Source organism: Bradyrhizobium ferriligni, assembly GCF_056837965.1.
This window is the reverse complement of sequence record NZ_JBXEJO010000002.1, coordinates 149,031-171,608: the sequence shown is the minus strand read 5'-3', so window position 1 is coordinate 171,608 and position 22,578 is coordinate 149,031. Positions and strand designations below refer to the sequence as shown.

20 protein-coding genes, 1 tRNA gene and 1 riboswitch are annotated in these 22,578 nt (G+C 65.5%); of the genes, 7 read left to right on the top strand and 14 right to left on the bottom strand.

The genetic code is table 11. From position 1 onward, the window contains the following. Positions 1-78 precede the first annotated feature (78 nt). The gene (locus AC1VNY_RS01850; RefSeq protein ID WP_482403877.1) at positions 79-1,248 is read left to right on the top strand and encodes a cytochrome P450; all 1,170 of its coding nucleotides are present in this window, start codon (positions 79-81) and stop codon (positions 1,246-1,248) included. 6 nt (positions 1,249-1,254) lie between these two features. Here the strand turns inward: AC1VNY_RS01850 and AC1VNY_RS01845 are convergent, their stop codons facing one another. Together AC1VNY_RS01845 and AC1VNY_RS01840 are read right to left on the bottom strand one after the other, a co-directional pair. Further along, entirely contained in the window at positions 1,255-2,184 is a 930-nt protein-coding gene (locus AC1VNY_RS01845) for a dihydrodipicolinate synthase family protein (RefSeq protein ID WP_482403876.1), read from the bottom strand. 36 nt (positions 2,185-2,220) lie between these two features. Continuing rightward, complete coding sequence (locus AC1VNY_RS01840) at positions 2,221-3,387, bottom strand: NADH:flavin oxidoreductase/NADH oxidase (RefSeq protein ID WP_482403875.1); 1,167 nt, start codon at positions 3,385-3,387, stop codon at positions 2,221-2,223. Between the two features lie 247 nt (positions 3,388-3,634). On the opposite strand from AC1VNY_RS01840, the gene AC1VNY_RS01835 reads away from it, so the two are divergent. Next, positions 3,635-4,654 carry an LLM class flavin-dependent oxidoreductase gene (locus tag AC1VNY_RS01835; protein WP_482403874.1) on the top strand — a complete coding sequence of 340 codons (1,020 nt, stop codon included), beginning with the start codon at positions 3,635-3,637 and terminating at the stop codon, positions 4,652-4,654. Between the two features lie 355 nt (positions 4,655-5,009). Here the strand turns inward: AC1VNY_RS01835 and AC1VNY_RS01830 are convergent, their stop codons facing one another. The 4 genes from AC1VNY_RS01830 to AC1VNY_RS01815 form a co-directional block, all read right to left on the bottom strand. Beyond that, complete coding sequence (locus AC1VNY_RS01830; RefSeq protein WP_482403873.1) at positions 5,010-5,183, bottom strand: hypothetical protein; 174 nt, start codon at positions 5,181-5,183, stop codon at positions 5,010-5,012. Between the two features lie 41 nt (positions 5,184-5,224). Further along, positions 5,225-5,476 carry a DUF3551 domain-containing protein gene (locus tag AC1VNY_RS01825; RefSeq protein ID WP_028339053.1) on the bottom strand — a complete coding sequence of 84 codons (252 nt, stop codon included), beginning with the start codon at positions 5,474-5,476 and terminating at the stop codon, positions 5,225-5,227. Positions 5,477-5,546: 70 nt separating this feature from the next. Further along, positions 5,547-5,620, bottom strand: a tRNA-Gly gene (locus AC1VNY_RS01820). 109 nt (positions 5,621-5,729) lie between these two features. Continuing rightward, positions 5,730-7,277 (bottom strand): glycosyltransferase family protein, encoded by a 1,548-nt coding sequence (locus tag AC1VNY_RS01815; protein ID WP_482403872.1) that lies wholly within the window; start codon positions 7,275-7,277, stop codon positions 5,730-5,732. Between the two features lie 158 nt (positions 7,278-7,435). Between AC1VNY_RS01815 and AC1VNY_RS01810 the strand changes: the two genes are divergently transcribed. From AC1VNY_RS01810 to AC1VNY_RS01795, 4 genes are all read left to right on the top strand, one after another. Continuing rightward, positions 7,436-8,014 carry a methylated-DNA--[protein]-cysteine S-methyltransferase gene (locus tag AC1VNY_RS01810; RefSeq protein WP_482403871.1) on the top strand — a complete coding sequence of 193 codons (579 nt, stop codon included), beginning with the start codon at positions 7,436-7,438 and terminating at the stop codon, positions 8,012-8,014. 9 nt (positions 8,015-8,023) lie between these two features. Then, on the top strand, positions 8,024-8,863 hold the full coding sequence (locus AC1VNY_RS01805; RefSeq protein WP_482403870.1) for a helix-turn-helix transcriptional regulator: 840 nt from the start codon (positions 8,024-8,026) through the stop codon (positions 8,861-8,863). Between the two features lie 56 nt (positions 8,864-8,919). Then, positions 8,920-9,279 (top strand): VOC family protein, encoded by a 360-nt coding sequence (locus AC1VNY_RS01800; protein WP_482403869.1) that lies wholly within the window; start codon positions 8,920-8,922, stop codon positions 9,277-9,279. Between the two features lie 197 nt (positions 9,280-9,476). Then, positions 9,477-9,893, top strand: coding sequence for an SRPBCC family protein (locus tag AC1VNY_RS01795; RefSeq protein WP_482403868.1), 417 nt, complete (start codon positions 9,477-9,479; stop codon positions 9,891-9,893). Between the two features lie 209 nt (positions 9,894-10,102). Here the strand turns inward: AC1VNY_RS01795 and AC1VNY_RS01790 are convergent, their stop codons facing one another. From AC1VNY_RS01790 to AC1VNY_RS01780, 3 genes are all read right to left on the bottom strand, one after another. After that, entirely contained in the window at positions 10,103-11,545 is a 1,443-nt protein-coding gene (locus tag AC1VNY_RS01790) for an MATE family efflux transporter (RefSeq protein WP_482403867.1), read from the bottom strand. Between the two features lie 242 nt (positions 11,546-11,787). After that, positions 11,788-12,837, bottom strand: coding sequence for a hypothetical protein (locus AC1VNY_RS01785; protein ID WP_482403866.1), 1,050 nt, complete (start codon positions 12,835-12,837; stop codon positions 11,788-11,790). 303 nt (positions 12,838-13,140) lie between these two features. Then, positions 13,141-14,247: a 2'-deoxycytidine 5'-triphosphate deaminase gene (locus AC1VNY_RS01780; protein ID WP_028339061.1), complete on the bottom strand. Its 1,107-nt coding sequence runs from the start codon at positions 14,245-14,247 to the stop codon at positions 13,141-13,143. 134 nt (positions 14,248-14,381) lie between these two features. Then, positions 14,382-14,461: riboswitch (SAM riboswitch) on the top strand. Between the two features lie 76 nt (positions 14,462-14,537). On the opposite strand from AC1VNY_RS01780, the gene AC1VNY_RS01775 reads away from it, so the two are divergent. Then, a complete protein-coding gene (locus tag AC1VNY_RS01775) occupies positions 14,538-15,731 on the top strand; it encodes an O-succinylhomoserine sulfhydrylase (protein WP_482403865.1) in 1,194 nt (397 codons plus the stop codon). A gap of 301 nt (positions 15,732-16,032) precedes the next feature. Here the strand turns inward: AC1VNY_RS01775 and AC1VNY_RS01770 are convergent, their stop codons facing one another. From AC1VNY_RS01770 to pimA, 5 genes are all read right to left on the bottom strand, one after another. Continuing rightward, a complete protein-coding gene (locus AC1VNY_RS01770) occupies positions 16,033-16,806 on the bottom strand; it encodes an SDR family NAD(P)-dependent oxidoreductase (RefSeq protein WP_106320824.1) in 774 nt (257 codons plus the stop codon). Between the two features lie 108 nt (positions 16,807-16,914). Then, positions 16,915-18,060, bottom strand: coding sequence for a pimeloyl-CoA dehydrogenase small subunit (gene pimD, locus AC1VNY_RS01765; protein WP_482403864.1), 1,146 nt, complete (start codon positions 18,058-18,060; stop codon positions 16,915-16,917). A gap of 160 nt (positions 18,061-18,220) precedes the next feature. Next, complete coding sequence (pimC, locus tag AC1VNY_RS01760) at positions 18,221-19,411, bottom strand: pimeloyl-CoA dehydrogenase large subunit (RefSeq protein WP_057016017.1); 1,191 nt, start codon at positions 19,409-19,411, stop codon at positions 18,221-18,223. A 175-nt stretch (positions 19,412-19,586) separates the two neighbouring features. Then, positions 19,587-20,774 (bottom strand): acetyl-CoA C-acyltransferase, encoded by a 1,188-nt coding sequence (locus tag AC1VNY_RS01755; RefSeq protein WP_482403863.1) that lies wholly within the window; start codon positions 20,772-20,774, stop codon positions 19,587-19,589. Then, positions 20,771-22,489, bottom strand: coding sequence for a dicarboxylate--CoA ligase PimA (gene pimA, locus AC1VNY_RS01750; protein WP_482403862.1), 1,719 nt, complete (start codon positions 22,487-22,489; stop codon positions 20,771-20,773). Before pimA ends, AC1VNY_RS01755 begins: the two co-directional genes overlap by 4 nt. Positions 22,490-22,578: the final 89 nt, after the last annotated feature.

Sequence of the window (22,578 nt, the reverse complement as noted above, 5' to 3'; positions counted from 1 at the left end):
CCAGCGCTGGGGACAGACGGGCCGCGCCGCCCGGCCTATGCTCGGCTCGAAAACCCGAGGCCAAACCGAGATCACGTCGTGAGCACCGCGCCCCATTTCGACATCGATGTCCCCGCCTTCTGGCAGGATCCGTACCCGGCGCTGGCGCGCATGCGCAAGGAGGCGCCGATCGCCTTCGTGCCGCAGCTCGGCAGCACGCTGCTGTGCAGCCGCGACGACATCTTCATCTCGGAGAAGCAGATCGACGTGTTCTCGTCGCACCAGCCCGAGGGGCTGATGAACAAACTGATGGGCCACAACATGATGCGCAAAGACGGCGATGCGCACATGAACGAGCGCAAGGCGATCTTTCCGGCGATCTCGCCGAAAACCGTCCGATCGCACTGGACCGCGCAGTTCGCAGCACACGCGACGCGCATCCTCGACGAGCTGAAGCCGGACGGCGTGGTCGATTTCGTGCAGGCCTTCGCGCTGCCATTCTCGGCCGAATGCCTGAAGTCGATCACCGGCCTCACCAACATGCGCTTCCAGGACATGAACGCGTGGTCGCAGGGCATGATCGACGGCATCGCCAATTATGTCGGCGATCCCGCGATTGAGGCGCGCTGCCATGCGGCAACCTCCGGGATCGATGCCGCGATCGACGACATGGTCCCCAGGCTGCGCGAGACGCCCGACCTCAGCCTGCTCGGCGTGATGCTGCAGACCGACATGCCAATGGAGAGCGTGCGCGCCAACATCAAGCTTGCGATCTCGGGCGGCCAGAACGAGCCGCGCGATGCGATCGCCGGCACGGTATGGGCGCTGCTGACCCATCCCGACCAGCTTGCGATGGCGACGAGCGGCACGATCCCGTGGCTGCAGGTGTTCGAGGAATATGCGCGCTGGATCTCGCCGATCGGGATGTCGCCGCGGCGCATCGCAAAGCCCTGGACGATCAGGGACGTCGCCTTCGAGACCAACGAGCGCGTGTTCCTGATGTTCGGCTCGGCGAACCGCGACGAGAAGCATTTCGACCGGCCCGATGCATTCGACGTGCGCCGCGACGCCGGCAAGAGCATCGCGTTCGGTGCCGGCCCGCATTTCTGCGCCGGCGCCTGGGCCTCGCGCGCCATGGTCGCCGACGTCGCGCTGCCCGCGATCTTCAACCGGCTGAAGAATTTGCGCCTGATCGAGCACAACCCGGCGCGAATCGGCGGCTGGGCGTTCCGCGGCCTGCTGGATTTACCGCTGACGTGGGACGCCTAATCGCCGTTAGCGTCCCCAGCGCAGCACGACCGGATCGAGCGACCGCGCGATCTCGATCAGCCCCGCGCGGGTCGCGGGATGCAGCGGTTGCAGCGGGTGGCGCACCGCATCGGACTTGATGACGCCGCCTTCGCGCATCAGCACCTTGCAGGCCTGCAGCCCGCATTGGCGGTTCTCGTAGTTGATCAGCGGCAGCCAGCTCGCATAGGCCCGCACCGCCTCGTCGCGCCGGCCGGCGAAGAACGGATCCATGATCTGGCGGATGCCGTCGGGATAGCCGCCGCCGGTCATCGCACCGGTGGCGCCGGCATCGAGATCGGCCATCAGCGTGATCGCCTCCTCGCCGTCCCACGGCCCCTCGATCGCGGCGCCGCCCTTCTCGATCAGACCGCGCAGCTTGTTCGCGGCCATCGGCACCTCGATCTTGAAGTACCTGATATTGGCGAGCTCCTTCGCCATGCGCGCCAGGAAGTCGACCGAGAGCGGCGTGCCCGCGACCGGCGCGTCCTGGATCATGATCGGGATGTTGATGGCATCCGACACGACCCGATAAAACTCATAGATGCCTGGCTCGCCCACGCGGAAGGTCGCGCCGTGATAGGGCGGCATCACCATGACCATCGCGGCGCCGGCGGCCTCCGCCTGGCGGCTGCGCTCAGCGCACACCGCCGAGGAGAAATGCGTCGTCGTGACAATGACGGGAATGCGGCCGGCGACATGCTCGAGCACCGCATGCATCACGGTCTCGCGCTCGGCGTCAGTCAGCACGAACTGCTCGGAGAAATTGGCGAGGATGCAGATGCCGTGGGAGCCGGCATCGATCATGAAGTCGACGCAGCGCCGCTGCCCATCGAGGTCGAGATTGCCGTTGGCGTCGAAGATGGTCGGCGCCACGGGGAAGACGCCGCGATAGGGGCGCTTTGCGACTGCTGTCATGATAACGACCTCCCAGGTTGTTGTCGGATTTTCTTGTCAGTTCTGGCGGAACGGCAGCGGCGGGCCATCGAGCCGGCGCAGGCCCGGCTCGCGCCGCTCCAGCCACCAACCATACTGCTTCGGCCAGGACGCGAACACCTCGCCGCCTCCACCGCCAAGCGCAAGCTCGGCGTGCAGCGGCCAGTTCGGATCGAACAGCGCCTCGCGGCCGATCGCGACCATGTCGGCATGGCCTTTGGCGAGGACGTCTTCTGCCTGCTGCGGATGCAGGATGAGGCCGACCGCGATGGTCGCAATGTCGGCGGCGCGCCGGATCTCATCGGCATAGGGCACCTGAAAGCCGTAGCCGCGCGGAATCCGCGCCGCGGTCGCCGAGCCGAGCAGACCACCCGACGAGCAATCGATCAGATCGACACCGCGCGCCCTGGCTTCGCGGGCGAACGCGACCTGGTCCTCGAGCGTCAGGCCGCCGTCGATACCGTCGACCGAGGAGATGCGCACCGACAGCGGCCGCTCCGCCGGCCAGGCCGCGCGCACGGTCTCGATGATCTCGAGCGGATGGCGCATCCGCCCGGCGCGATCGCCGCCATAGGCATCGCTGCGGCGGTTGGACAATGGCGAGAGGAATTCGTGCAGCAGATAGCCATGCGCGCAATGCACCTCGACGAATTCGAAGCCGGCCTCCACCGCGCGCAAGGTGGCGCGCCGCCATTGCTCGCGCAGCGCGGCGAGTTCGGCGACGTCGAGCGCGTGCGGCATCAACCAACCTTCCTCCATCGGGATCGCGCTCGGCGCCACCGTTCGCCACGGCAGATCGCCGCGGGCGCGGTCGGCCGCATCGAGAGCGGCATTACCGTACCAGGGACGCTGCATGCTGGCCTTGCGGCCGGCATGTGCGAGCTGGATCGAGGGCACGGCGCCATTGTCCTTGAGGAAGGCGGCGATGCGCTCGAGCGGCGCGATCTGCTCGTCGTTCCAGATGCCGACATCGCCATGGGTGATGCGGCCCTCCGTGGTCACCGCCGCGGCCTCGACCATCACGAGCCCGGCGCCGCCCTGGGCGAACTTGCCGAGATGCACGAGATGCCAGTCATTGGCCAAGCCGTCGGTTGCCGAATACTGGCACATCGGCGAGATCAGGATGCGGTTTCGGGAGGTCACGCCGCGAAGCGTGATCGGCTGAAACAGAAGCGGCTGCGACATCGGGACCTGCGGGAAGGTGTTGGCGGGAGAAATCGTGGCGGAAAGCTAGGCGGCGCGCCCCGGGATCGCAAGTCATGCCGCGGCGCAGGCGGCAAGACCTGCACGCATGCAGCACTTGCGCAACGGCGCGATCTGCAAAACCCGCAACGTCTGCCGCAGAAAAATCTCCCGGCTGGTAAACACTTTCGGTCATTCGCGGGTCACATCGCGGATCGCAATTCGTCGCGGACATCCCTACATTGCCGACATGAAGAAAATCGGATTCCTTTCGTTCGGGCACTGGACGCCCTCGCCGCAGTCGCAGGCCCGCTCGGCCGCGGATGTGCTGCTGCAATCCATCGACCTCGCGGTCGCCGCCGAAGAGCTCGGCGCGGACGGCGCATATTTTCGCGTCCATCACTTCGCGCGCCAGCTGGCCTCGCCGTTCCCGCTGCTGGCGGCGGTCGGCGCCAGGACCAGCCGGATCGAAATCGGCACCGCCGTGATCGACATGCGCTACGAAAATCCGCTCTACATGATCGAGGACGCCGGCGCGGCCGACCTGATCGCGAGGGGACGCCTGCAACTCGGCATCAGCCGCGGCTCGCCCGAGCAGGTGATCGATGGCTGGCGCTATTTCGGCTATCAGCCGGGCGAGGGCGAGACCGACGCCGACATGGGCCGGCGTCATGCCGAGATCTTCCTCGACATGCTGCGCGGCCAGGGATTTGCGCAGCCCAATCCACGGCCGATGTTTCCCAATCCTCCCGGCCTGCTGCGGCTCGAACCGCTCTCGGAAGGCCTGCGCGAACGCATCTGGTGGGGCGCCGGCTCGAACGCCACCGCGGTGTGGGCGGCGAAGCTCGGGATGAACCTGCAGAGCTCGACGCTGAAGAACGACGAGACCGGAGAGGCCTTCCATATCCAGCAGGCGGCCCAGATCCGCGCCTATCGCGCCGCCTGGAAGGAGGCCGGGCACACGCGCGAGCCGCGGGTCTCGGTGAGCCGCAGCATCTTCGCGCTGGTCGACGATCGCGACCGCACCTATTTCGGCAACGGGCAGGAGGAAGACCAGATCGGCTTCATCGACGAGAGGACGCGCGCGATCTTCGGCCGCGGCTACGCAGCCGAGCCGGACAGGCTGATCGAGCAGCTCAAGACGGATGAAGCGATCGCAGAGGCCGATACCTTGCTTCTGACCGTCCCCAATCAACTCGGCGTTGCCTACAACACGCATGTGATCGAGACGATCCTGACCCAGATCGCGCCCGCTTTGGGGTGGCGCTGAATCCATCGCGCAACGTCAGCGATACTCGACCGGCGCGCAGCCTCGTCACATCGGGCAGAACCGGGATAAGGACCCGCGCCGGCCGTCTTCTAGGGGGGCTGTTGAGAGGGAACGGCCCGGCGCGGGCTTGAACCGACCGTTCTCGCCGGAGGTCGGTCGGCTCTGTTCGACCAATGCCGGAACCCGCGACATCGTTCCGGTGGAACTTCGTTCTCAAACGCGGAGAACTACGGAAACATAACTGCGCGTTGTGAGAAGAACAGGTCGAGTACGGTTCGTTAGGCGCGCACGTTGCGTGAACAGATCGCCGTAATATCCCGGGATAATAGCGAAGGCCGTCTGCGGATCGCCCGGGTCAGGAATCCCTGTTGCGATTGCGCCGGGGGAGATCGAGGCGATCGACGCGCTCGTCAATCCGCCGGTTCAGCTCCTCGTCTTCTCTTTCATTGCTGCCGCGGCGGGCGCGAACCACCAATGCACAACATCCGAGCAGAACGATCGCGAAGAGCGCGTAGTACCACCATGCCATGCACTGATCTCAAATGACGCTCGCCAATACGAGCGGAAAGGTCATCGTTCAGGCCGGTAAGGACGCGCCGACCTCGGCGCATAATAGGGGTTGACCAGACAGGTCGCCGGCATGCCCACAGCGCTGGCCTGGCACTGATCCAGCGACGTGAAGATGCAGTCCATGCGTTCGCCGACCAACTCACCGTAAACATGCATGCAGACGGGATAGCGCGGATCATACATTTGCGCGGATGCCGGCCTCGTCATCCAAAGCACGCCTAGCGCAAGCAGCAGCGCTCCAAGCAACCTCACGTCACGTCTCCTGCTGTCGTCAAATACATTGCCTTGCCGACAAACTGTCCTGCGACATTTGCCTGAAGGCTGGAGCGGGCGAAGGGAATCGAACCCTCGTATGCAGCTTGGGAAGCTGCCGTTCTACCATTGAACTACGCCCGCGATCTCAATTGCTTGAGGTCGCCCCTGCCCGGTGCGACCGGCCGGACCATAGCCCGGGCGGAGGCAGCGGATCAAGCGCGCATTGGAGCGGATCGCCGCACCGCGCCCGCTAGTGGCCCATCCTCACGAGCACGGCATTGATGACAAAAGGCGCGGCGGCGGATGCGTCGCAACTGCCGCTTCGCGCATAGATGCAGGCATCGGCGATGCCGACGCGGGCACAGCTTTGCCTTGAAAAATCCGCCGGCAGATCACCGGCGGCCGCGGGCCGCGCGAGGATGCGGTTGAAGGCCGGCCTGGTCGCCTGCAACAGCGGCGGCAGGATCAGCTCGGCGAGCGGATCGGCGGGCTCGAGCGCATAAAGCGGCGTCGCCCCAACCAATCGTTCCCGCCCCGGCAACAGCTGGAAACGGACATTGTAAAGTGCGAGGCCGCACAGCTGCGGATCGCTGCGCAGTTCGGCGGCGAGCCGCGCCGCGCCGACACCGCGCGTCCAGTAGTCGCGCATCCCCTCGCTGGCACCGGCGAGCGTCACCGAGAGCAAGGCCCAGCCGCCGGTGACGATCGGCAATGCCCAGCGGCGCCACCCGGGTCTTGCGCGCAGCCATTGCACCCAATCGGCCGATCCCAGCGCCGCGACGATGATGAAGAGCGCCACCGACAGGAAGACGAAGCGGTATTCCTTGTGCGCGATCAGGCTGTGGAAGACGAGGTTGACCAACGCCACGGCCAGCAACAGCGGCGCGTGGCGCGAGCCGCGCCAGATCGCAGCGAGCGGCAACACGATCGCCGCCGACCACACGATCAGGAAGTTGACGAGATAGGCCGAAGCCGGCGTCACGCCGAACTCGGTCGCGCGATCGTGCAGCAGGTTTTCCCTGATGTTGCCGATCAGCCAGGCGAACGGCACGGCGCCATGCGCAAGGTCGATCGCGGCGGAGAGCATCAACGCGGCAAGACCGCCCGCGATCAAGGGAATCAGGTTTCGCCAACGCATCCAGCAGGCGCCGAGCGCAAGCACGGCGATGGCCGGCGCGTACTGAAAGCGGCAGACAAAGGCGAAAGCGAGCAACGCGCCGCCGATCGCGAGATGCCGCTGCGACGGACGACCGGTCACCAGCAGCGCCGCCGGCACGATCAGCGCCGTCGCCAACGGCTCGCCCAATGTGTGCGGCGCGAGCAGGATCAACTCGAACCAGACCGCAGCCGCGAATGCCGCGACGATGGCATGGGTTCGCGAGATCCGGGCACCGAAGTACCAGGCGCTGACCACGATCGACAGCGACGCTGTTGCGGCGGCCAGGCGTGGCACCAGGAAAGCGCCCTCGCCGCCCGGCGCAATCAAGCCACCCACCGCGACCGGCCCAGCCAGCAATGTCGGCAGCAACCAGCCGCGAATGCCTTCGCGCCACTCCCACGTCAAAATGCCGTCATGGCCGAGCATTCGCCACGCTGGCTCGAGATATTGAAAGATCTCGTCCGGATACATCACGTTGGGCCAGAGCGCGGCCGCAAGGCGCAGGACCAAGGCCAGCAACAGCAATGCGAACAGCGGATGACGACGCCCGGCCGATGTCCCGGCCACAGCTTTGCCGCCGCGCGCGATATCCGCGCCGGTGCTGGTCATCGTTCCGCCGATCGTACCATGGAGCAGCATGCTGACGACCAGATAGCGGGCAAAGCCTTTAAGATGCGTGACTGGTAATTGGCGGGGTCACACAGAACGGGTCGCGACATGGTTAGCTAAACGTCAAGATTCAAGATGCGCACACCGGCGACGATGTTAAGATCGCGCGCATGGGGGCTAGTGGCGTCATGGCGGGGCGTGGGTACACTATTTTCGACACGGCGATCGGCCGATGCGGTATCGCGTGGGGTGAACTCGGCGTAGCCGGCGTGCAGCTTCCCGAGCTGCGCGAGATCGAGACCCGCAAGCGGCTATTCAAGCTTTATCCAGATGCACGCGAGATGCGCCCTCCCGAGGAGGTCGCTGTCGCGATCGAGGGCATCGCTGCGACCGTGCGCGGCGGCATTGGGGACCTTGCCGGTATTGCGCTCGACATGAGCGGCATCCCGGCGTTCAACGCACGCGTCTACCAGTTTGTCCGCACCATTCCCCGCGGCGAAACCCGGACCTATGACGAGGTGGCGAGCGCCTTGCGCGCGTCCGGCGCGGTCTATTCGGTGGCACAGGCGCTCGGCCGCAATCCCTTCATGGTCATGGTGCCCTGCCACCGCGTGCTCGAGGCGGGCAATTATGCCGACCGGATCTCGCCGAACGGCGGCAGCATCTCGAAGCGGCGGCTGCTGTCGATCGAGGGCGCCCAGCCGACCACCAGCAAGACCCTTTTTGATGTGCTGCTGCCCGTTGCACGGTCCCGGCCGCAAGCTTAAATCCCGGGTATGGTCCGAACCACGCTGCTGCAGCGCGATCGCATCACGGTGAACGAGTTCCGCTGCACGGCGGAACCCGGCGACAAGCCGTTCGCCGAGCAGTTCGCCTCCCACTCGGTGTCCTATGTGCGCAGCGGCAGCTTCGGCTGCCATTGCCGCGGCCGCTTCCATGAGCTGGTGGCAGGCTCGATCCTGGTCGGCCATCCCGGCGATGAATACACCTGCACGCACGACCACGTGGTCGGTGACGAATGCCTGTCGTTCTTCCTGGACCCGGAGCTGGTCGAGACCATCGGCGACCGCGCGGCGGTCTGGCAGGTCGGGTCGGTGCCGCCGCTGCCGGAACTGATGGTGATCGGCGAACTCGCGCAAACGGCCGCAGCTGGCAACAGCGACGTCGGTCTCGACGAGATCGGTCACCTCCTCACCAGCCGCCTTGTCGAGCTGGTGTCCGACCGCGAGACGAAGCCCCTCACCGCAGGCTTGCGCGATCGCCGCCGTGCCGTCGAGGCCGCGCTGTGGATCGACGCCAATTCACATCATCAGATCGACCTCGACGATACCGCGGAACAGGCCGGCTTGAGCACCTTCCATTTCCTGCGGCTGTTTTCCGCCGTGCTCGGCGTCACCCCGCATCAATATCTCGTGCGCTCGCGGCTGCGTCATGCGGCGCGGCGGCTCGCCGACGACGACAGCCCGATCACCGACATCGCCTATGATGTCGGCTTCGGCGACCTGTCCAATTTCGTGCGCAGCTTCCACCGCGCCGCCGGCGCCTCGCCGCTGAAGTTCCGCCAGGCCTCGCGCGGCGACCGCAAGATTTTCCAAGAACGTCTCGCGCTGCAATAGCTAGGCTGCTCCAGTCCGCGCGTCTTTCGACGCGCATAGCGACTGGAGATTTCCTGATGTACGATCATATCGGATTGCGCGTTGCCGACCTCGACGCCAGCGTGCGCTTCTACACCGCGGTGCTGGCGCCGCTCGGCTTTGTGCTCTGCTCGCGCGACGACAGTGGCGCCGGCTTCGGCCCGAAGGGCGAGCCCGCGCTCTGGCTGCATTTGCACAAGGGCAAACCCCAAGGCAGCGCGCACGTTGCGTTCCGCGCGCCGAGCCATGACGCGATCAAGACATTCCATACCGAAGGCCTGAAAGCCGGCGGCAAGGACAACGGCGCGGCGGGCCATCGCAAGGATTATAGCCCGACCTATTACGCGGCGTTCCTGCTCGACCCCGACGGCAACAATGTCGAGGCGGTGGCCACCTGACAAAAAGCCGCGCATTCCAACGTCATCCTGAGGAGCCGCGCAACGCGCGGCGTCTCGAAGGATGGCCCCGAGCGAGATCCGGTCATCCTTCGAGGCTCGCTCAGGAACGCGATGCCGGGGCATCGCGCAGCTCGCACCTCCAGCGACAAAGGCGAAGCCTTTGCGCGGGGATGACAACCACCCGAAAGGCTACAATCATGGCTTCCATTCACAAGAATATCCAGATCGACGCGCCGGCTGATCATGTCTGGGACGCGTTGCGCGATTTCGGCGCGCTGCATACGCGGCTGGTGCCGGGCTTCGTGACCGACACGCAACTCGACGGCGACGTCCGCACCGTCACTTTCGCCAACGGCACCGTGGCGCGCGAGACGCTGGTCGATTGCGACGACAACCGAGAGCGGCTGGTCTATGCGATCAGCAGCGAACGGTTGAAGCAGCATTCCGCCTCGGTGCAGGTGTTCGCCGAGGGCGACACGCGCTGCCGCGTGGTGTGGATCGCCGACGTGCTGCCGCACGAGGTCGCGCCCTACATGCATGCGCAGATGGATCTCGGCGCGGCGGCGATGCAAGCGGCGATGGCCAAATCCTTCAAGGAGAAGAACGCGGCGTGATCCGCTAGGTCACGCGACTGGCCGCGCATTCAAACCACGACCGTCACCCCCGCGCAAAGGCTTCGCCTTTGTCGCTGGAGGAGGCCGCGAAGCGGCCGTCTCGAAGGGCGACAGCCCTGCTGTTTCCAGGAGCGAATGCCGAAGCACCGGGGCCGTCGATCCTTCGAGACGCCGCTTCGCGGCTCCTCAGGATGACGGATTGAGAGAGCCTACGACAGCGCCGGCTGCGCCTCGGCGACCGGCGCTGATTTGCCCCAGCGCGTCAGGATCACGCTGAGGCAGGACAGCACGCCGAGCACCCCCATCGAGGCTGCGGCGAGTGCGAAGAAGTTCTGCGCGCTCGCCCCATGCGTCGACAGCCACCAGCCGCCGGCGCCGATGAAGATCAGCCGCGCGGTCTGCGCCAGCACCGGACCCAGCACCTTCGCCGCGCCCTGCGAGGAGAAATACATCGACATCGCAAGGCCGATGAAGGCGTACATCGGCGCGGCGGTCGAAAGATATTGATGGCTGGTCGCCCGCACGTGCGGATCGTTGGTGAACAGATTGACCCAGAGGTCGGGGAAGACGGCGATGAAGCTGCCGACCACGCCGACCGCAAGGAACGACACCGTGCCCGCGGTCCAGGCGATGCGCCGGGCCCGCGCGACGCGCTCGGCGCCGACCGCCATGCCGATCATCGGCACCGAGGCGATGCCGACCGCGAAAGCGACCGAGGTCAGCATGAATTCGAGCCGCGCGCCGATGCCGTAGCCGGCGAGCACCGCGGTACCGAACTGCGCCAGCATGTGGGTGAAGATCGAGATCGTCAGAACCGATTGCAGCGGCGAGAAGCAGGACACGGCACCGACCTTGAGGATGTCGATGAACATCGCCCATTGCACGCGCAGCCCCTTGAGCTTCGGCTTCACGCGCGCGCGGCCCGAGAACAGATACCAGCCCATCACGCTGATGCTGATCGAATAGGCGATCAGCGACCCCGCGGCGACGCCGCGCATGCCGAATTGCGGCACCGGACCGAGACCGAGCCCGAGCGTGCCGCCCAGAATGATCTGCCACACCGCCGAGGACAGGATCATGGTCGACGGCAGCTTCATGTTGCCGGTGCCGCGCAGGATGCCGGCCATGGTGTTCATCAGCCAGGGCAGGATCGCGCCGCCGAAGAACACCTGCGAATAGGCGATCGCCTGCGCCAGCACATTGCCGCGGCCGCCGAGCAATTCGAGCAGGCGCGGACCGAAGATCAGCATGCCCAGCATGAACGTCAAACCAAAGGTCAGGCCGATCAGCAGCGCATGCATCGCCAGCGTCGAGGCGCGCTCGATCTCGCCGGCACCGAGCGCACGCGCGATCGCGGATGCGACGCCGCCGCCCATCGCGCCGCCGGACATCGTCATGGTGAGGATCACGCAGGGAAACACCAGCGCCATCGCCGCAAGCGACTCGACGCCGAGCCGGCCGATATACGAAGTCTCCGCGATGACGACGCAGGTGCCGGCGGAGAGCGCGATCACATTCGGCCACGCCAGCCAGAGCAACGTGCGCAGGATCGGCCCGTCGAGCAGCGCATTGCGCGCCGGCTTGGTCACCGGCGGCGGCAGCGGCCGCTCTTGTTCGTCGACAGGTATTTCGGCGAGGCCGAGATCGGACATTTCTACTCCCTGGCGCATGACCCGCCAAAGTGTGAGCGGTTTGGCGAAAAGGTCATGCGCCAAAATTTATGATTCAGAGCGCGATCAGACGCAAAACCGGTACCCACTTTTACTGATCGCGCTCTGCGCGATCTGGGGAGCCGCGCCATGGTGTTTCCCTACCATGGCGGCGACGGAATCCACGTGCGCGGGACGCAAGGGGGGCCTGCGCGATTGCAGGTGAACCCGGATGAACCTTGGCGCTAGCCGATCGACCAAACGAACGGTGCGCCGGCGGCGTGGTTCGGCTTCAGATGCACCGGAATATGCCGTCCGCAGCCGGCGGCCAGCCCCTCGAACAAGCCCGTCAGCACGCTGGCGCAGGCCGGATGATAGTCGGCGACATCGGCCATCAGCTTCCAGCCGTGCTGGCGGATCTCGAACTGGCCCTCGGATTCGGTGATGTCAGCGATATCGTCCTGCGACTCGAAGAGAGTGCGCAGGAATGCGGCAAATTCCGTGGCACGGCCACGGCTCCCGCCAAGTGCCTGCGCGACCTCGTCGTAATATTGCATGCCAATGAGCTTGCCGGTGAGATGCAGCAGATAGCTCGCATCCTCCGGGCCGAACACCTGCACGATGACCGGCGCTGCGGTCTTCACATATTCCATCGCGTAGTTGCGATAGGCCTTTTCCAGCCGCGGCTTCGGCCAGCTGTCGACCGGCAGCGCCGGCGCGGTTCTGGAATCGAACAGCGGCGCCTCGAGATGGCGCGCGAACACCAGGCGCTGATCGAGCTCGAGCGGATGGTCGTACTCGCAGTAATAGCCTTCGAGGCCGTCCTGGCCGTCGACACTCTGCTTGGTGCAGACGAAGCCGAGCCGCAAATCCCCGAGCGCGACGCCGTTGTTGGCGTGCCAGCCGCGCAGCATCGCGCGCGAGACCTCGCCGGGCACGCCGCAGATCGCCGTGCCCTTCCAGATCCAGCGCGGCGGCGGATAGCGGATCCAGGCCTTGCGGTCGGTCTCGTACATGTATTCGACATGCACGCCGCCGATCCAGTTGGAGAGATAATGATACTGCGCGGCCGCGACCGCCGGCGGCAGGCCGTCGAGGCCGAGCTTCTTCAAGCCGGGGAGAAAGCGTTCCTGCTGCTGGCGGCGAAATACGCGGAAGACGAATTCCGCGGCATCAGCGGTGCCGCGCCGCGTGACGACGGTGAGGATCAGCCCGGTGAAGAAGGCATGATAGAGATCGGCGACGCTGCGCCATCTGCGCCACTGAGCCTCGCGCGCGTCCTGCTCTCCGGTCATGTCCGCTCCCGCTGTTCTTGTTGGCGAGATGAAGCCTCGCGCGCGCAATCGTAGCCCGGATGCAGCGAAGCGCAATCCGGGGCAGCTCAATGCGCGTATGCAGCGTCCCGGATTTCGCTACGCTTCATCCGGGCTACGGAATTAAGCGCGCGCTCGAAACGACGACGCAACCAAACCCAAGCGCAGTGTCATCGCCCGACTTGATCGGGCGATCCAGTATTCCAGAGACAGTCGTTGTCGATGGAGGGGCCGCGGCGTACTGGATTCCCCGCTTTCGCGGGGAATGATGGCGGAGGAATTCCGCTACACGCGAAAATGCTTGGAGAGCTTCAGGCCTTGCGCCTGATAGTTCGAGCCGATGCGCTGGCCGTACAGCGCGTCGGGGCGCTCGAGCATCCGTTCATAGACGAGGCGGCCGACGATCTGGCCATGCTCGAGAATGAACGGCACCTCGCGCGAGCGCACCTCCAGCACGGCGCGCGCGCCCTTGCCGCCGGCGCCGGCATAGCCGAAACCGGGATCGAAGAAGCCGGCATAGTGGACGCGGAATTCGCCGACCAGCGGATCGAACGGCACCATCTCCGCGGCGTAGTCCGGCGGCACCTGCACCGCCTCTTTCGACGCCAGGATGTAGAACTCGCCGGGATCGAGAATGAGGCTGCCGTCGGGCCGCGCCTTGATCGGCTCCCAGAAATCGTCGACCGCATAGCCGCCGCGGCGATCGACATCGACCACGCCGGTGTGACGCTTGGCGCGATAGCCGACGAAGCCACCCGAGCTCTCGCCGGAGAGATCGACGGAAAGCGCAACGCCATCGGAGAGATCGGCATCGTCGATATCGACCAGCCGCTCGGCGGCATGCAGCGCATCGAGCTCGTCGGCGGTCAACGTCGCCTCGCCGATCCGGAAGCGGACCTGGCTGAGCCGCGACCCCTCGCGCAGCAGCACGGGAAACGTCTTCGGGCTGATCTCGGCGTAGAGCGGGCCGTGATAGCCGGCGCCGATCATGTCGAAGCGGCGGGTGCCGTCGGCGATCACACGGGTGAAGACGTCGAGCCGTCCGGTCGAGCTCTTCGGGTTGGCCGCGGCCACGATCTCCGGCGGCAGCGCCAGGCTCTCCAGCAGCGGCACGATGTAGACGCAGTTGGTCTCCAGCACCGCGCCGTCGGACAGATCGATCTCGTGCAGCTTCAGCTCGTCGATCCGCTCGGCGACGGTGGCATCGGGCCCCGGCAGGAAGCTGGCACGGACCCGGTAGGCGATGTCGCCAAGGCGCAAATCGAGGCTGGCCGGCTGGATCTGGCTCTCGACGAAGTCATAGGCGGGCAGAATGAGGCCGGCCTCCGCCATCTCCGCGATCATGCGGTCGGGCAGGATTCCGTTGGATTCATCTTCCAGCGTGAACGACACGATGCGGTCCCTCGGCGATCCCTCGAGATGGCCCAAAAATCATACTCCAGGCGGCCATCAAGCCCCAAAATATGGGCTTTTACGGGTTATCCGATGACCGTCTTGACGGAAAGGGCGCGAGGGAATATCAGCTGCACTTATCCCGTGGTGATTTGAGCCGGCCGGCTTGCAGCCACGTTAAATAAGTCGCTAAACAGGCCGGGGACAGTGTGATCCCGGCTTGTGGAGGTTGCTCCAGGCCGGTTTTTTTGTGGCCAGTTTCCAGGGGAAATGGCCACCTCGGAGGTCACATGTCTGAATCTGAAACCACGGCCCGCTTTCGTCCCGAAACCCGCCTCGTCCACGGCGGCACGCTGCGCTCGCAATTCGGAGAGACGTCGGAAGGGCTGTTTCTCACCCAGGGCTACGTCTACGACACCGCCGAGCAATGCGAGGCGCGCTTCAAGGGCCAGGACCCCGGCTTCATCTATTCGCGCTATTCCAACCCGACCATTGCGATGTTCGAGCGCCGCATGATCGAGCTCGAGGGCGCGGAAGCCGCGCGCTCGACCGCGACCGGCATGGCCGCGGTGACCACCGCGATCCTCGCGCCGCTGAAGGCCGGCGATCATGTGGTGGCCTCGAAGGCCCTGTTCGGCTCCTGCCTCTACGTGGTGCAGGACCTGTTGCCGCGCTACGGCATCGAGACGACGCTGGTCGACGGCCTCGATCTCGACCAGTGGCAGCGCGCATTGCGGCCCAACACCAAGACCTTCTTCCTGGAGAGCCCGACCAATCCGACGCTCGACGTGCTCGATATCGGCGCGATCGCAGAGATCGCGCATAGCGGCGGCGCCCGGCTGATCGTCGACAATGTGTTCGCGACGCCGATCTGGCAGAGCCCGCTGTCGCTCGGCGCCGACGTCGTGGTCTATTCCGCGACCAAGCATATCGACGGCCAGGGCCGCTGCCTCGGCGGCGTCATCCTGTCGTCGGAAGCCTTCATCGCCGAGCACATCCACAATTTCATGCGCCAGACCGGGCCGTCGCTGTCGCCGTTCAACGCCTGGGTGCTGCTGAAGGGGCTGGAGACGCTCGGCGTCCGCGTCCGCGCCCAGACCGAGAACGCGGCGAAGATCGCCGAGGCGCTGGCGAAACATCCGAAGGTCACGCGGCTGGTCTATCCGGGCCGCCCCGATCATCCGCAGGCCGAGACGGTGAAGAAGCAGATGGGCGCCGGCTCGACGCTGGTCGGCTTCGAGGTGAAGGACGGCAAGGCCGGCGCCTTCCGCTGCCTCAACGCGCTGAAGATCTCGCGCATCTCCAACAATCTCGGCGATGCCAAGAGCCTGGTCACGCATCCCGCGACCACGACGCATCAGCGGCTGGCGCCGGAGGCCCGCGCCGAGCTCGGCATCAGCGAAGGTTTTATTCGCTTCTCGGCCGGGCTCGAGCATCCCGACGACCTGATCGAGGATTTTGAGCGGGCGCTGGAGCAGGTTTGAGGCAAAGGTAGAAGCCCCGAGCGGGCTGCGCCCCTCCCGCAAGCCGTCGTCCCTGCTTTCGCAAGGACGGCACCAGTATTGTGGTCGTCGGCCCACGCGGCATATTCCGCTGTCGTCCCTGCGAAAGCAGGGACCCATAACCACAGGGTCGAGTTGTTAGAGCAGGCTGTGGCCACAGCCTGCACAAGCAGTGCTAAGCGGTGGGTATGGGTCCCTGCTTTCGCAGGGACGACACTGATTTTGTGGTGACTGGTTCGCGCTGCCTTCCTCGCAAGCGGGAGAGGCGAAGCGAGCATGCCCCCTACGTCGCCGCCGTCGTGACGCCGCCGTCGACCACGATGGTCTGGCCGGTCATGAAGGTCGAGGCGTCGGAAGCGAGATAGGCCACCGCGCCTGCGATCTCGTCGGGCTCGCCGATGCGGCGGAGCGGTGTCGATGCGGTGCGGCGCTTCAGATTGTCCGGATCCTCCCACAGCGCGCGGGCGAAGTCGGTCTTCACCAGGCCCGGCGCCACGCAATTGACGCGCACGCCCTTCGGGCCCCATTCGCCGGCGAGGCTGCGGCACAGCGCGAAGTCGGCCGCCTTGGAGATGCCGTAGGCGCCGATCACCGTCGAGCCGCGCAGGCCGCCGATCGAGGAGATGATCACGACCGAGCCTTTGCCGCGCTCGGCCATCTGCGGGATGGTCTGCGAGCAGAGCCAGATGTTGCTCTTGACGTTGGCGCCCATGATCTTGTCGAACGCCTCGTCCGTGATGTCGAGCAGCGGGCCGTAATACGGGTTCACCGCTGCGTTGCAGACCAGGATGTCGATCTTGCCGTAGTGCTTGATCGTGCCCGAGACCAGCGCCTCGACCTCGTTGCGGCGTGAGATGTTGCAGGGGATGACGAGCGCGTCGCCGCCCGCCTTCTTGATGCCGTCGGCGACTTCTTCGCAAGCATCCGCCTTGCGCGAGGAGATCACAACCTTGGCGCCGAGTTTGGCCAGAAGCTCGGCCGAGGAGCGGCCGATGCCGCGGCTCGAGCCGGTGATGACCGCGACCTGGCCGGTGAGATCGAACGGGGTGTTTTTCATTGTTGTTGTTTCCCTGAGTTCTACGAAGACTCGTCATGCGCGGGCTTGACCCGCGCATCCATCTTTTGAAAAGCGACGGGTTGCCGGGTCAAGCCCGGCAACGACATCTCAGGCCAGCAGCCCGCCGCCTTCGCTGACGCGACGGAGGTGGTAGTCGGTGTCGCCGAGGGTGTTCTCGATCATGGTCAGCCGCTTGAAGTAGTGGCCGATCTTGGCTTCCATGGTCATGCCGATGCCGCCGTGAAGCTGGATCGACTGCTGGCCGACGAACTTCAGGGATTTGCCGACCTGCACCTTGGCAGCCGCGACCGCCGACGAACGCTCCTTGGCATCGCTGAAATCCGACGCCATGGTCGCGAACATCGACATGCTGCGGGCCTGCTCCAGCGCCACGAACATGTCGGCGGCACGGTGCTGCAGGCTCTGGAACGAGCCGATCGCCACGCCGAACTGCTTGCGGGTCTTGATGTACTCGACGGTCTCCTTCAGCGACTCGTCCATCGCGCCGACGGCTTCCGCGCACAGCGCAATGCGGGCTTCGTCGGCAACGCGTTCGATCAAAGGCAGGCCGTTCTCGGGATCGCCGATCGCAGCGTCAGCACCGACCTCGACATTGGTGAAGGTGATGTCGGCCGCGTGCAGGCCGTCCTGGGTCGGATAGCCCTTCCTGGTGACGCCCTTGGCATCCGCCGGAACCAGGAACACGCCGATGCCGGTCTTGTCGCGCTGGCCGCCCTTGGTGCGCGCGGTCACGATCAGCGTGTCGGCGTTCTCGCCGTTGAGCACAACGAACTTCTCGCCGTCGATCACCCAGCCGGCGCCCTTCTTCTTGGCCGTGGTCACGACGTCGAACAGATCGTAGCGCGAGTTCTTCTCGAGCTGGGCAAAGCCGAAGGTCTTGCTGCCGTCGATGATGCCGGGAATGTACTTGGCCTTCTGCTCGGCCGAGCCGCCATGGCGCAGGAAACCGCCGGCGACCACGACGGTGGCGAGATAAGGCTCGACCACCAGCGCCTTGCCGAGCGCTTCCATCACGATCATGGTCTCGACCGCGCCGGCGCCGAAGCCGCCGTCGGTCTCCGCGAAGGGCAGACCAAGCAGGCCCTGCTCGGCGAGCTTGCCCCAGAGCGCTTTGCTCCAGCCGCCCTTCTCCTTCATGTACTTCTTGCGCGCATCGAAGTCGTAGGCATCCGCCAGCAACCCGTCGACGCTTTCCTTGAGAAGCCGCTGCTCCTCGGACAGATCAAAATCCATTTTATCATCTCTCCAAAATCACGCGGGCGCCTGCCCTGATCTCCACCCGTCATCCCCGCGAATGCGGGGATCCAGTACGCCGCGGCCCTCATTGGGAATCACGACCGCCTCGGCGTACTGGGTCCCCCGCCTGCGCGGGGGACGACACCGAACTTGTGGCCTACAGTCCCAGCACGGCCTTGCTGATGATGTTGCGCTGGATCTCGTTGGAGCCGCCGTAGATCGAAACCTTGCGGTTGTTGAAGTAGCTCGGCGCGATCTGCGCGGTCCAATCCATGCTCTCGTTGGAACCGGCATCGCCGTGCTCGTCGTATGGCGCGGCGAACGGGCCGATGATCTCCATCAGCAGCTCGGTGGTGGTCTGCTGGATCTCCGAGCCCTTGATCTTGAGCACCGAGGACGCCGGATTGGGCTTGCCCTTGCCGTGCTTGCCCTCGTCGGCGACGACGCGGAGCTGGGTCAGCTCGAGCGCCTTCAGCTCGATCTCGCAGGCCGTGAGCTTCTCGCGGAACGCCGGATCCTCGATCACCGGACGGCCGCCGGCCTCGACCTTGGAGGCCAGCGCGCGGATGCGGCGCAGCCGCTCCTTCGAAACGCCGACCCGGGCGATGCCGGTGCGTTCATTGCCGAGCAGGAATTTGGCGTAATCCCAGCCCTTGTTCTCCTCGCCGATCAGGTTCTCGTAGGGCACCTCGACGTCGTCGAAGAACACCTCGTTGACCTCGTGGCCGCCGTCGATGGTCTGGATCGGGCGCACGGTGACGCCCTTCGACTTCATGCTGAACACGATGAAGGAGATGCCCATCTGCTTCTTCGCGGCCGGATCGGTGCGGCAGAGGCAGAAGATCATGTCGGCGTGCTGGGCGAGCGTGGTCCAGGTCTTCTGGCCGTTGATGATCCACTTGTCGCCACGACGCTCGGCCTTGGTCTTCAGCGACGCGAGGTCCGAACCCGAGCCCGGCTCCGAGAAGCCCTGGCACCACCAGTCGTCGACATTGGCGATCCGCGGCAGATATTCCTTCTTCTGCTTCTCGTTGCCGAAGGTGTAGATGACCGGACCGACCATGCTGACGCCGAAGGCGAGCGGCTGCGGCGCGGGATAGGACTGCAGTTCCTCGTTGAAGATGTAGTGCTGCACGGTGCTCCAGCCGGTGCCGCCATATTCCTTCGGCCAGTGGGTGACGCCCCAGCCCTTCTTGTTGAGGATGCGCCACCAGGTGACCATCTCGTCCTTCGACAGATGACGGCCTTCCTGCAGCTTGCGCCGGGTCTCCGGCGGCACGTTGTTCTTGAAGAACTCCCGCACCTCCTCGCGAAACGCTATCTCTTCCTTGGTGAAAGCGAGATCCATCGGATCCTCCTTTTGAAATTCAACTTCCTCGTCACTCTCTACTGTCGTCCCTGCGAAAGCAGGGACCCATAACCACCGGCCATCGCAACTGACAAAGCCGGCTGCCACTCTGCCTCTTACGAGGGCCGCGGCGTATGGGTCCCGGCTCGCGCTTCGCTTGGCCGGGACGACATCGTTACTGCACCACCTCGAACAGGCCGGCCGCGCCCATGCCGCCACCGACGCACATGGTGACGACGGCGTATTTGGCCTTGCGGCGGCGGCCCTCGATCAGCGCGTGGCCGGTGAGCCGCGCACCCGACATGCCGTAGGGATGGCCGACCGAGATCGCGCCGCCATTGACGTTGATCTTCTCCGGATCGATGCCGAGCTTGTCGCGGCAATAGAGCACCTGCACCGCGAACGCCTCGTTGAGCTCCCACAGATCGATGTCGTCGACCTTGAGGCCATGGCGCTTCAGGAGACGCGGCACCGCGAACACCGGGCCGATGCCCATCTCGTCCGGCTCGCAGCCGGCGGAGACGAAGCCGCGGAAGATGCCGAGCGGCTTCAGCCCGCGCCTGGCGGCCTCCTTGTCGCTCATGATCACGGAGGCGCTGGCGCCGTCCGAGAGCTGGCTGGCATTGCCGGCGGTGATGGTGAAACCCTCACCGCGCACCGGCTTGAGGCTGGCGAGCCCTTCGGCGGTGGTCTCCGGCCGCGGACCTTCGTCTTGCGACAGCGTCACCTCCTTCATCGTGACGGCACCGGTCGCCTTGTCGGTGACGGCCATCATGGTGGTGATCGGCGCGAGCTCTTCCTTGAACTTGCCGCCCTGCTGCGCAGCCGCGGTGCGGCGCTGGCTTTCCAGCCCATACTCGTCCTGCTTCTCGCGCGAGATGTTGTAGCGCTTGGCAACGATCTCGGCGGTGTCGATCATCGGCATGTAGACCTCGCCCTTGATCTTGAGCAGCGCCGGATCCTGGGCGTGGAACGAGTTCATCTTGTCGTTCTGCACCAGCGAGATCGACTCGCCGCCACCGCCGACCGCGATCTCGACGCCGTCGAAGATCACTGAGCGCGCGGCAAGCGCGATCGCCTGCAGGCCGGAGGCGCACTGACGGTCGATCGTGGTGCCGGCAACGCTCACCGGCAGCCCGGCGCGGAGCAGCGCCTTGCGCGCGATGTTGCCGCCGGTCGCGCCCTGCTGCATCGCCGCGCCCATCACCACGTCCTCGATCTCCTTCGGATCGACCTTGGCGCGCGCCACCGCTTCGCCGATCGCGTGCCCGAGCAAGGTCGCGCCCTCGGTGACGTTGAGCGCGCCGCGATAGGCCTTGCCGATCGGCGTGCGGGCGGTGGAGACGATAATGGCGTCGGTCATGAGCGGGATCCTGATGCAGTCTGCTGTTGCGTAGATTGAGATGTCTCGGTTTGAGCAGTCTTGGTTTGAGAAGGCCTGGGCTGCTGCTGGCGCAATTCGTGACGCGACAGCTTTCCAACCGGGGTGCGCGGCAATTCGTCGACGAACTCGAGCGCTGCAGGAAGTTCATGCTTGCCCACCTTGCCGGTGAGGAATGTGCGCAGCTCGTCGATCGAGAACGCCGGCTGCCCGTCGCGCAGCTTGATGAAGGCTTTTGCGGCTTCACCGCGGTAATCGTCGGGAATGCCGATCACGATCACCTCCTGCACGGCGGGATGGGTGTAGATCGCCTGCTCGATCATCTGCGGATAGACGTTGAAGCCGCCGGAGATGATCATGTCCTTCTTGCGGTCGACCAGATAGAAATAGCCGTCGGCATCCACGTAGCCGATGTCGCCGGTAAGGAAGCGGTCGCCGACGAAAGCCTCCGCCGTCTCCGCCGGCCTGTTCCAGTAGCCCTTGGTGACGTTCGGGCCGCGGATGCGGATTTCGCCGACCTCGCCGACCGGCATCACCCTGGTGGAATCCTCCAGCGACACCACGTCCATCTCGATGCCGGGCAGCATCAAACCGATCGAGCCCGGTTTCTCCGGCCCCTCCTTGGGATGGCCAGTGCCGGGCGAGCAGGTCTCGGTCATGCCCCAGCCGCTCTTCAGCTTCGTGCCGACGCGGCGCTCGAAGATGTTGGCGACCTCGACCGGCAGTGGCGCGCCGCCGGAGCCGGCGACCACAAGCGACGACAGATCGCGCTTGTCGAGATCGGGCAGCGAGGCGATCGCGATCCACATCGTCGGCACGCCGGGAAACACCGTCGCGCGCTTGACCTCGATGTCGCGCATTACGGCCTCGACGTCGAAGCGCTGGTGCAGCGAGATCAGATGGCCGCGCCGGATCGCCGACAGCAGCACGACGGTCAGCGCGTAGATGTGAAACAGCGGCAGCACGCAGATCACGCGCTCGATCGCATTGCGTTCGAGCCGCCCGGGCTTGCCCCAGACGTCGTAGATCGACACCGCCGCGGTGAGATTGCCGTGGCTGAGCATGGCACCCTTGGGCAGGCCGGTGGTGCCGCCGGTATATTGCAGCAGCGCGACGTCCTCGACGTCGACCGCCGGCCATTGCGACGGCCTGGTCGCGCCGTCGATGAACTGGCGATGTGTGATGACAGCAGGATTGTCGGGCAGCGCGGTTTGCGGCGTGCCGACCTTGCCCCAATTGTCGTCCTCGCAGACGATCAGACGATCGAGCAGACCCTTGGCGAGGAATTTCAGCGCGGTCGGCAACAGCGCCGACAAATTGCTGGTGACCAACACCCGCGCGCCGGAATCGGACAGCTTGTGCGATAGCGCGATCTCGCCGTCGAGCGGCGACAGATGCACGACGCGGGCGCCGGCCTTCAGCGCACCGAAGAAATTGATCGGATGATCAGGCGAATTGCCGAGGAACAGCGCGACCGACGTGCCCTTGCCGTAGCCGGCCCGCATGAAGGCCGCGGCCGCGGTCTCGACCAGGGCCTCCAGCTCGGCGTAGCTGATCGGCCGGTCGCGGAATTCGAGCACCGGGCGCGCGCCGAACTCGGCGGCGGCGCTCGAGAGCAGGTCCGGCAGCGTGCCGCGCGTGATCTCGTCGCTCCACTGCACGCCCTTGGGATAATATTGTTCGCCGGGATAGGTCATGGATGCCTTCGCAGGGACTTTAAAGATCGTCATTCCGGGATGGCCCGAAGAGCCAGGCCCGGAATCCATCAATCCACTCGTTCGACGGC

Bases quoted from the DNA above. Each gene is read 5' to 3' on its own strand.
- AC1VNY_RS01800 (WP_482403869.1), top strand. From the start codon at position 8,920: ATGTACGATCATATCGGATTGCGCGTTGCCGACCTCGACGCCAGCGTG.
- AC1VNY_RS01805 (WP_482403870.1), top strand. From the start codon at position 8,024: ATGGTCCGAACCACGCTGCTGCAGCGCGATCGCATCACGGTGAACGAG.
- AC1VNY_RS01775 (WP_482403865.1), top strand. From the start codon at position 14,538: ATGTCTGAATCTGAAACCACGGCCCGCTTTCGTCCCGAAACCCGCCTC.
- AC1VNY_RS01770 (WP_106320824.1), bottom strand. From the start codon at position 16,806: ATGAAAAACACCCCGTTCGATCTCACCGGCCAGGTCGCGGTCATCACC.
- AC1VNY_RS01790 (WP_482403867.1), bottom strand. From the start codon at position 11,545: ATGTCCGATCTCGGCCTCGCCGAAATACCTGTCGACGAACAAGAGCGG.
- AC1VNY_RS01795 (WP_482403868.1), top strand. From the start codon at position 9,477: ATGGCTTCCATTCACAAGAATATCCAGATCGACGCGCCGGCTGATCAT.
- AC1VNY_RS01810 (WP_482403871.1), top strand. From the start codon at position 7,436: ATGGCGGGGCGTGGGTACACTATTTTCGACACGGCGATCGGCCGATGC.
- AC1VNY_RS01830 (WP_482403873.1), bottom strand. From the start codon at position 5,183: ATGGCATGGTGGTACTACGCGCTCTTCGCGATCGTTCTGCTCGGATGT.
- AC1VNY_RS01845 (WP_482403876.1), bottom strand. From the start codon at position 2,184: ATGACAGCAGTCGCAAAGCGCCCCTATCGCGGCGTCTTCCCCGTGGCG.
- AC1VNY_RS01755 (WP_482403863.1), bottom strand. From the start codon at position 20,774: ATGACCGACGCCATTATCGTCTCCACCGCCCGCACGCCGATCGGCAAG.
- pimC (WP_057016017.1), bottom strand. From the start codon at position 19,411: ATGGATCTCGCTTTCACCAAGGAAGAGATAGCGTTTCGCGAGGAGGTG.
- AC1VNY_RS01835 (WP_482403874.1), top strand. From the start codon at position 3,635: ATGAAGAAAATCGGATTCCTTTCGTTCGGGCACTGGACGCCCTCGCCG.
- AC1VNY_RS01815 (WP_482403872.1), bottom strand. From the start codon at position 7,277: ATGCTGCTCCATGGTACGATCGGCGGAACGATGACCAGCACCGGCGCG.
- AC1VNY_RS01785 (WP_482403866.1), bottom strand. From the start codon at position 12,837: ATGACCGGAGAGCAGGACGCGCGCGAGGCTCAGTGGCGCAGATGGCGC.
- pimA (WP_482403862.1), bottom strand. From the start codon at position 22,489: ATGACCTATCCCGGCGAACAATATTATCCCAAGGGCGTGCAGTGGAGC.
- pimD (WP_482403864.1), bottom strand. From the start codon at position 18,060: ATGGATTTTGATCTGTCCGAGGAGCAGCGGCTTCTCAAGGAAAGCGTC.
- AC1VNY_RS01840 (WP_482403875.1), bottom strand. From the start codon at position 3,387: ATGTCGCAGCCGCTTCTGTTTCAGCCGATCACGCTTCGCGGCGTGACC.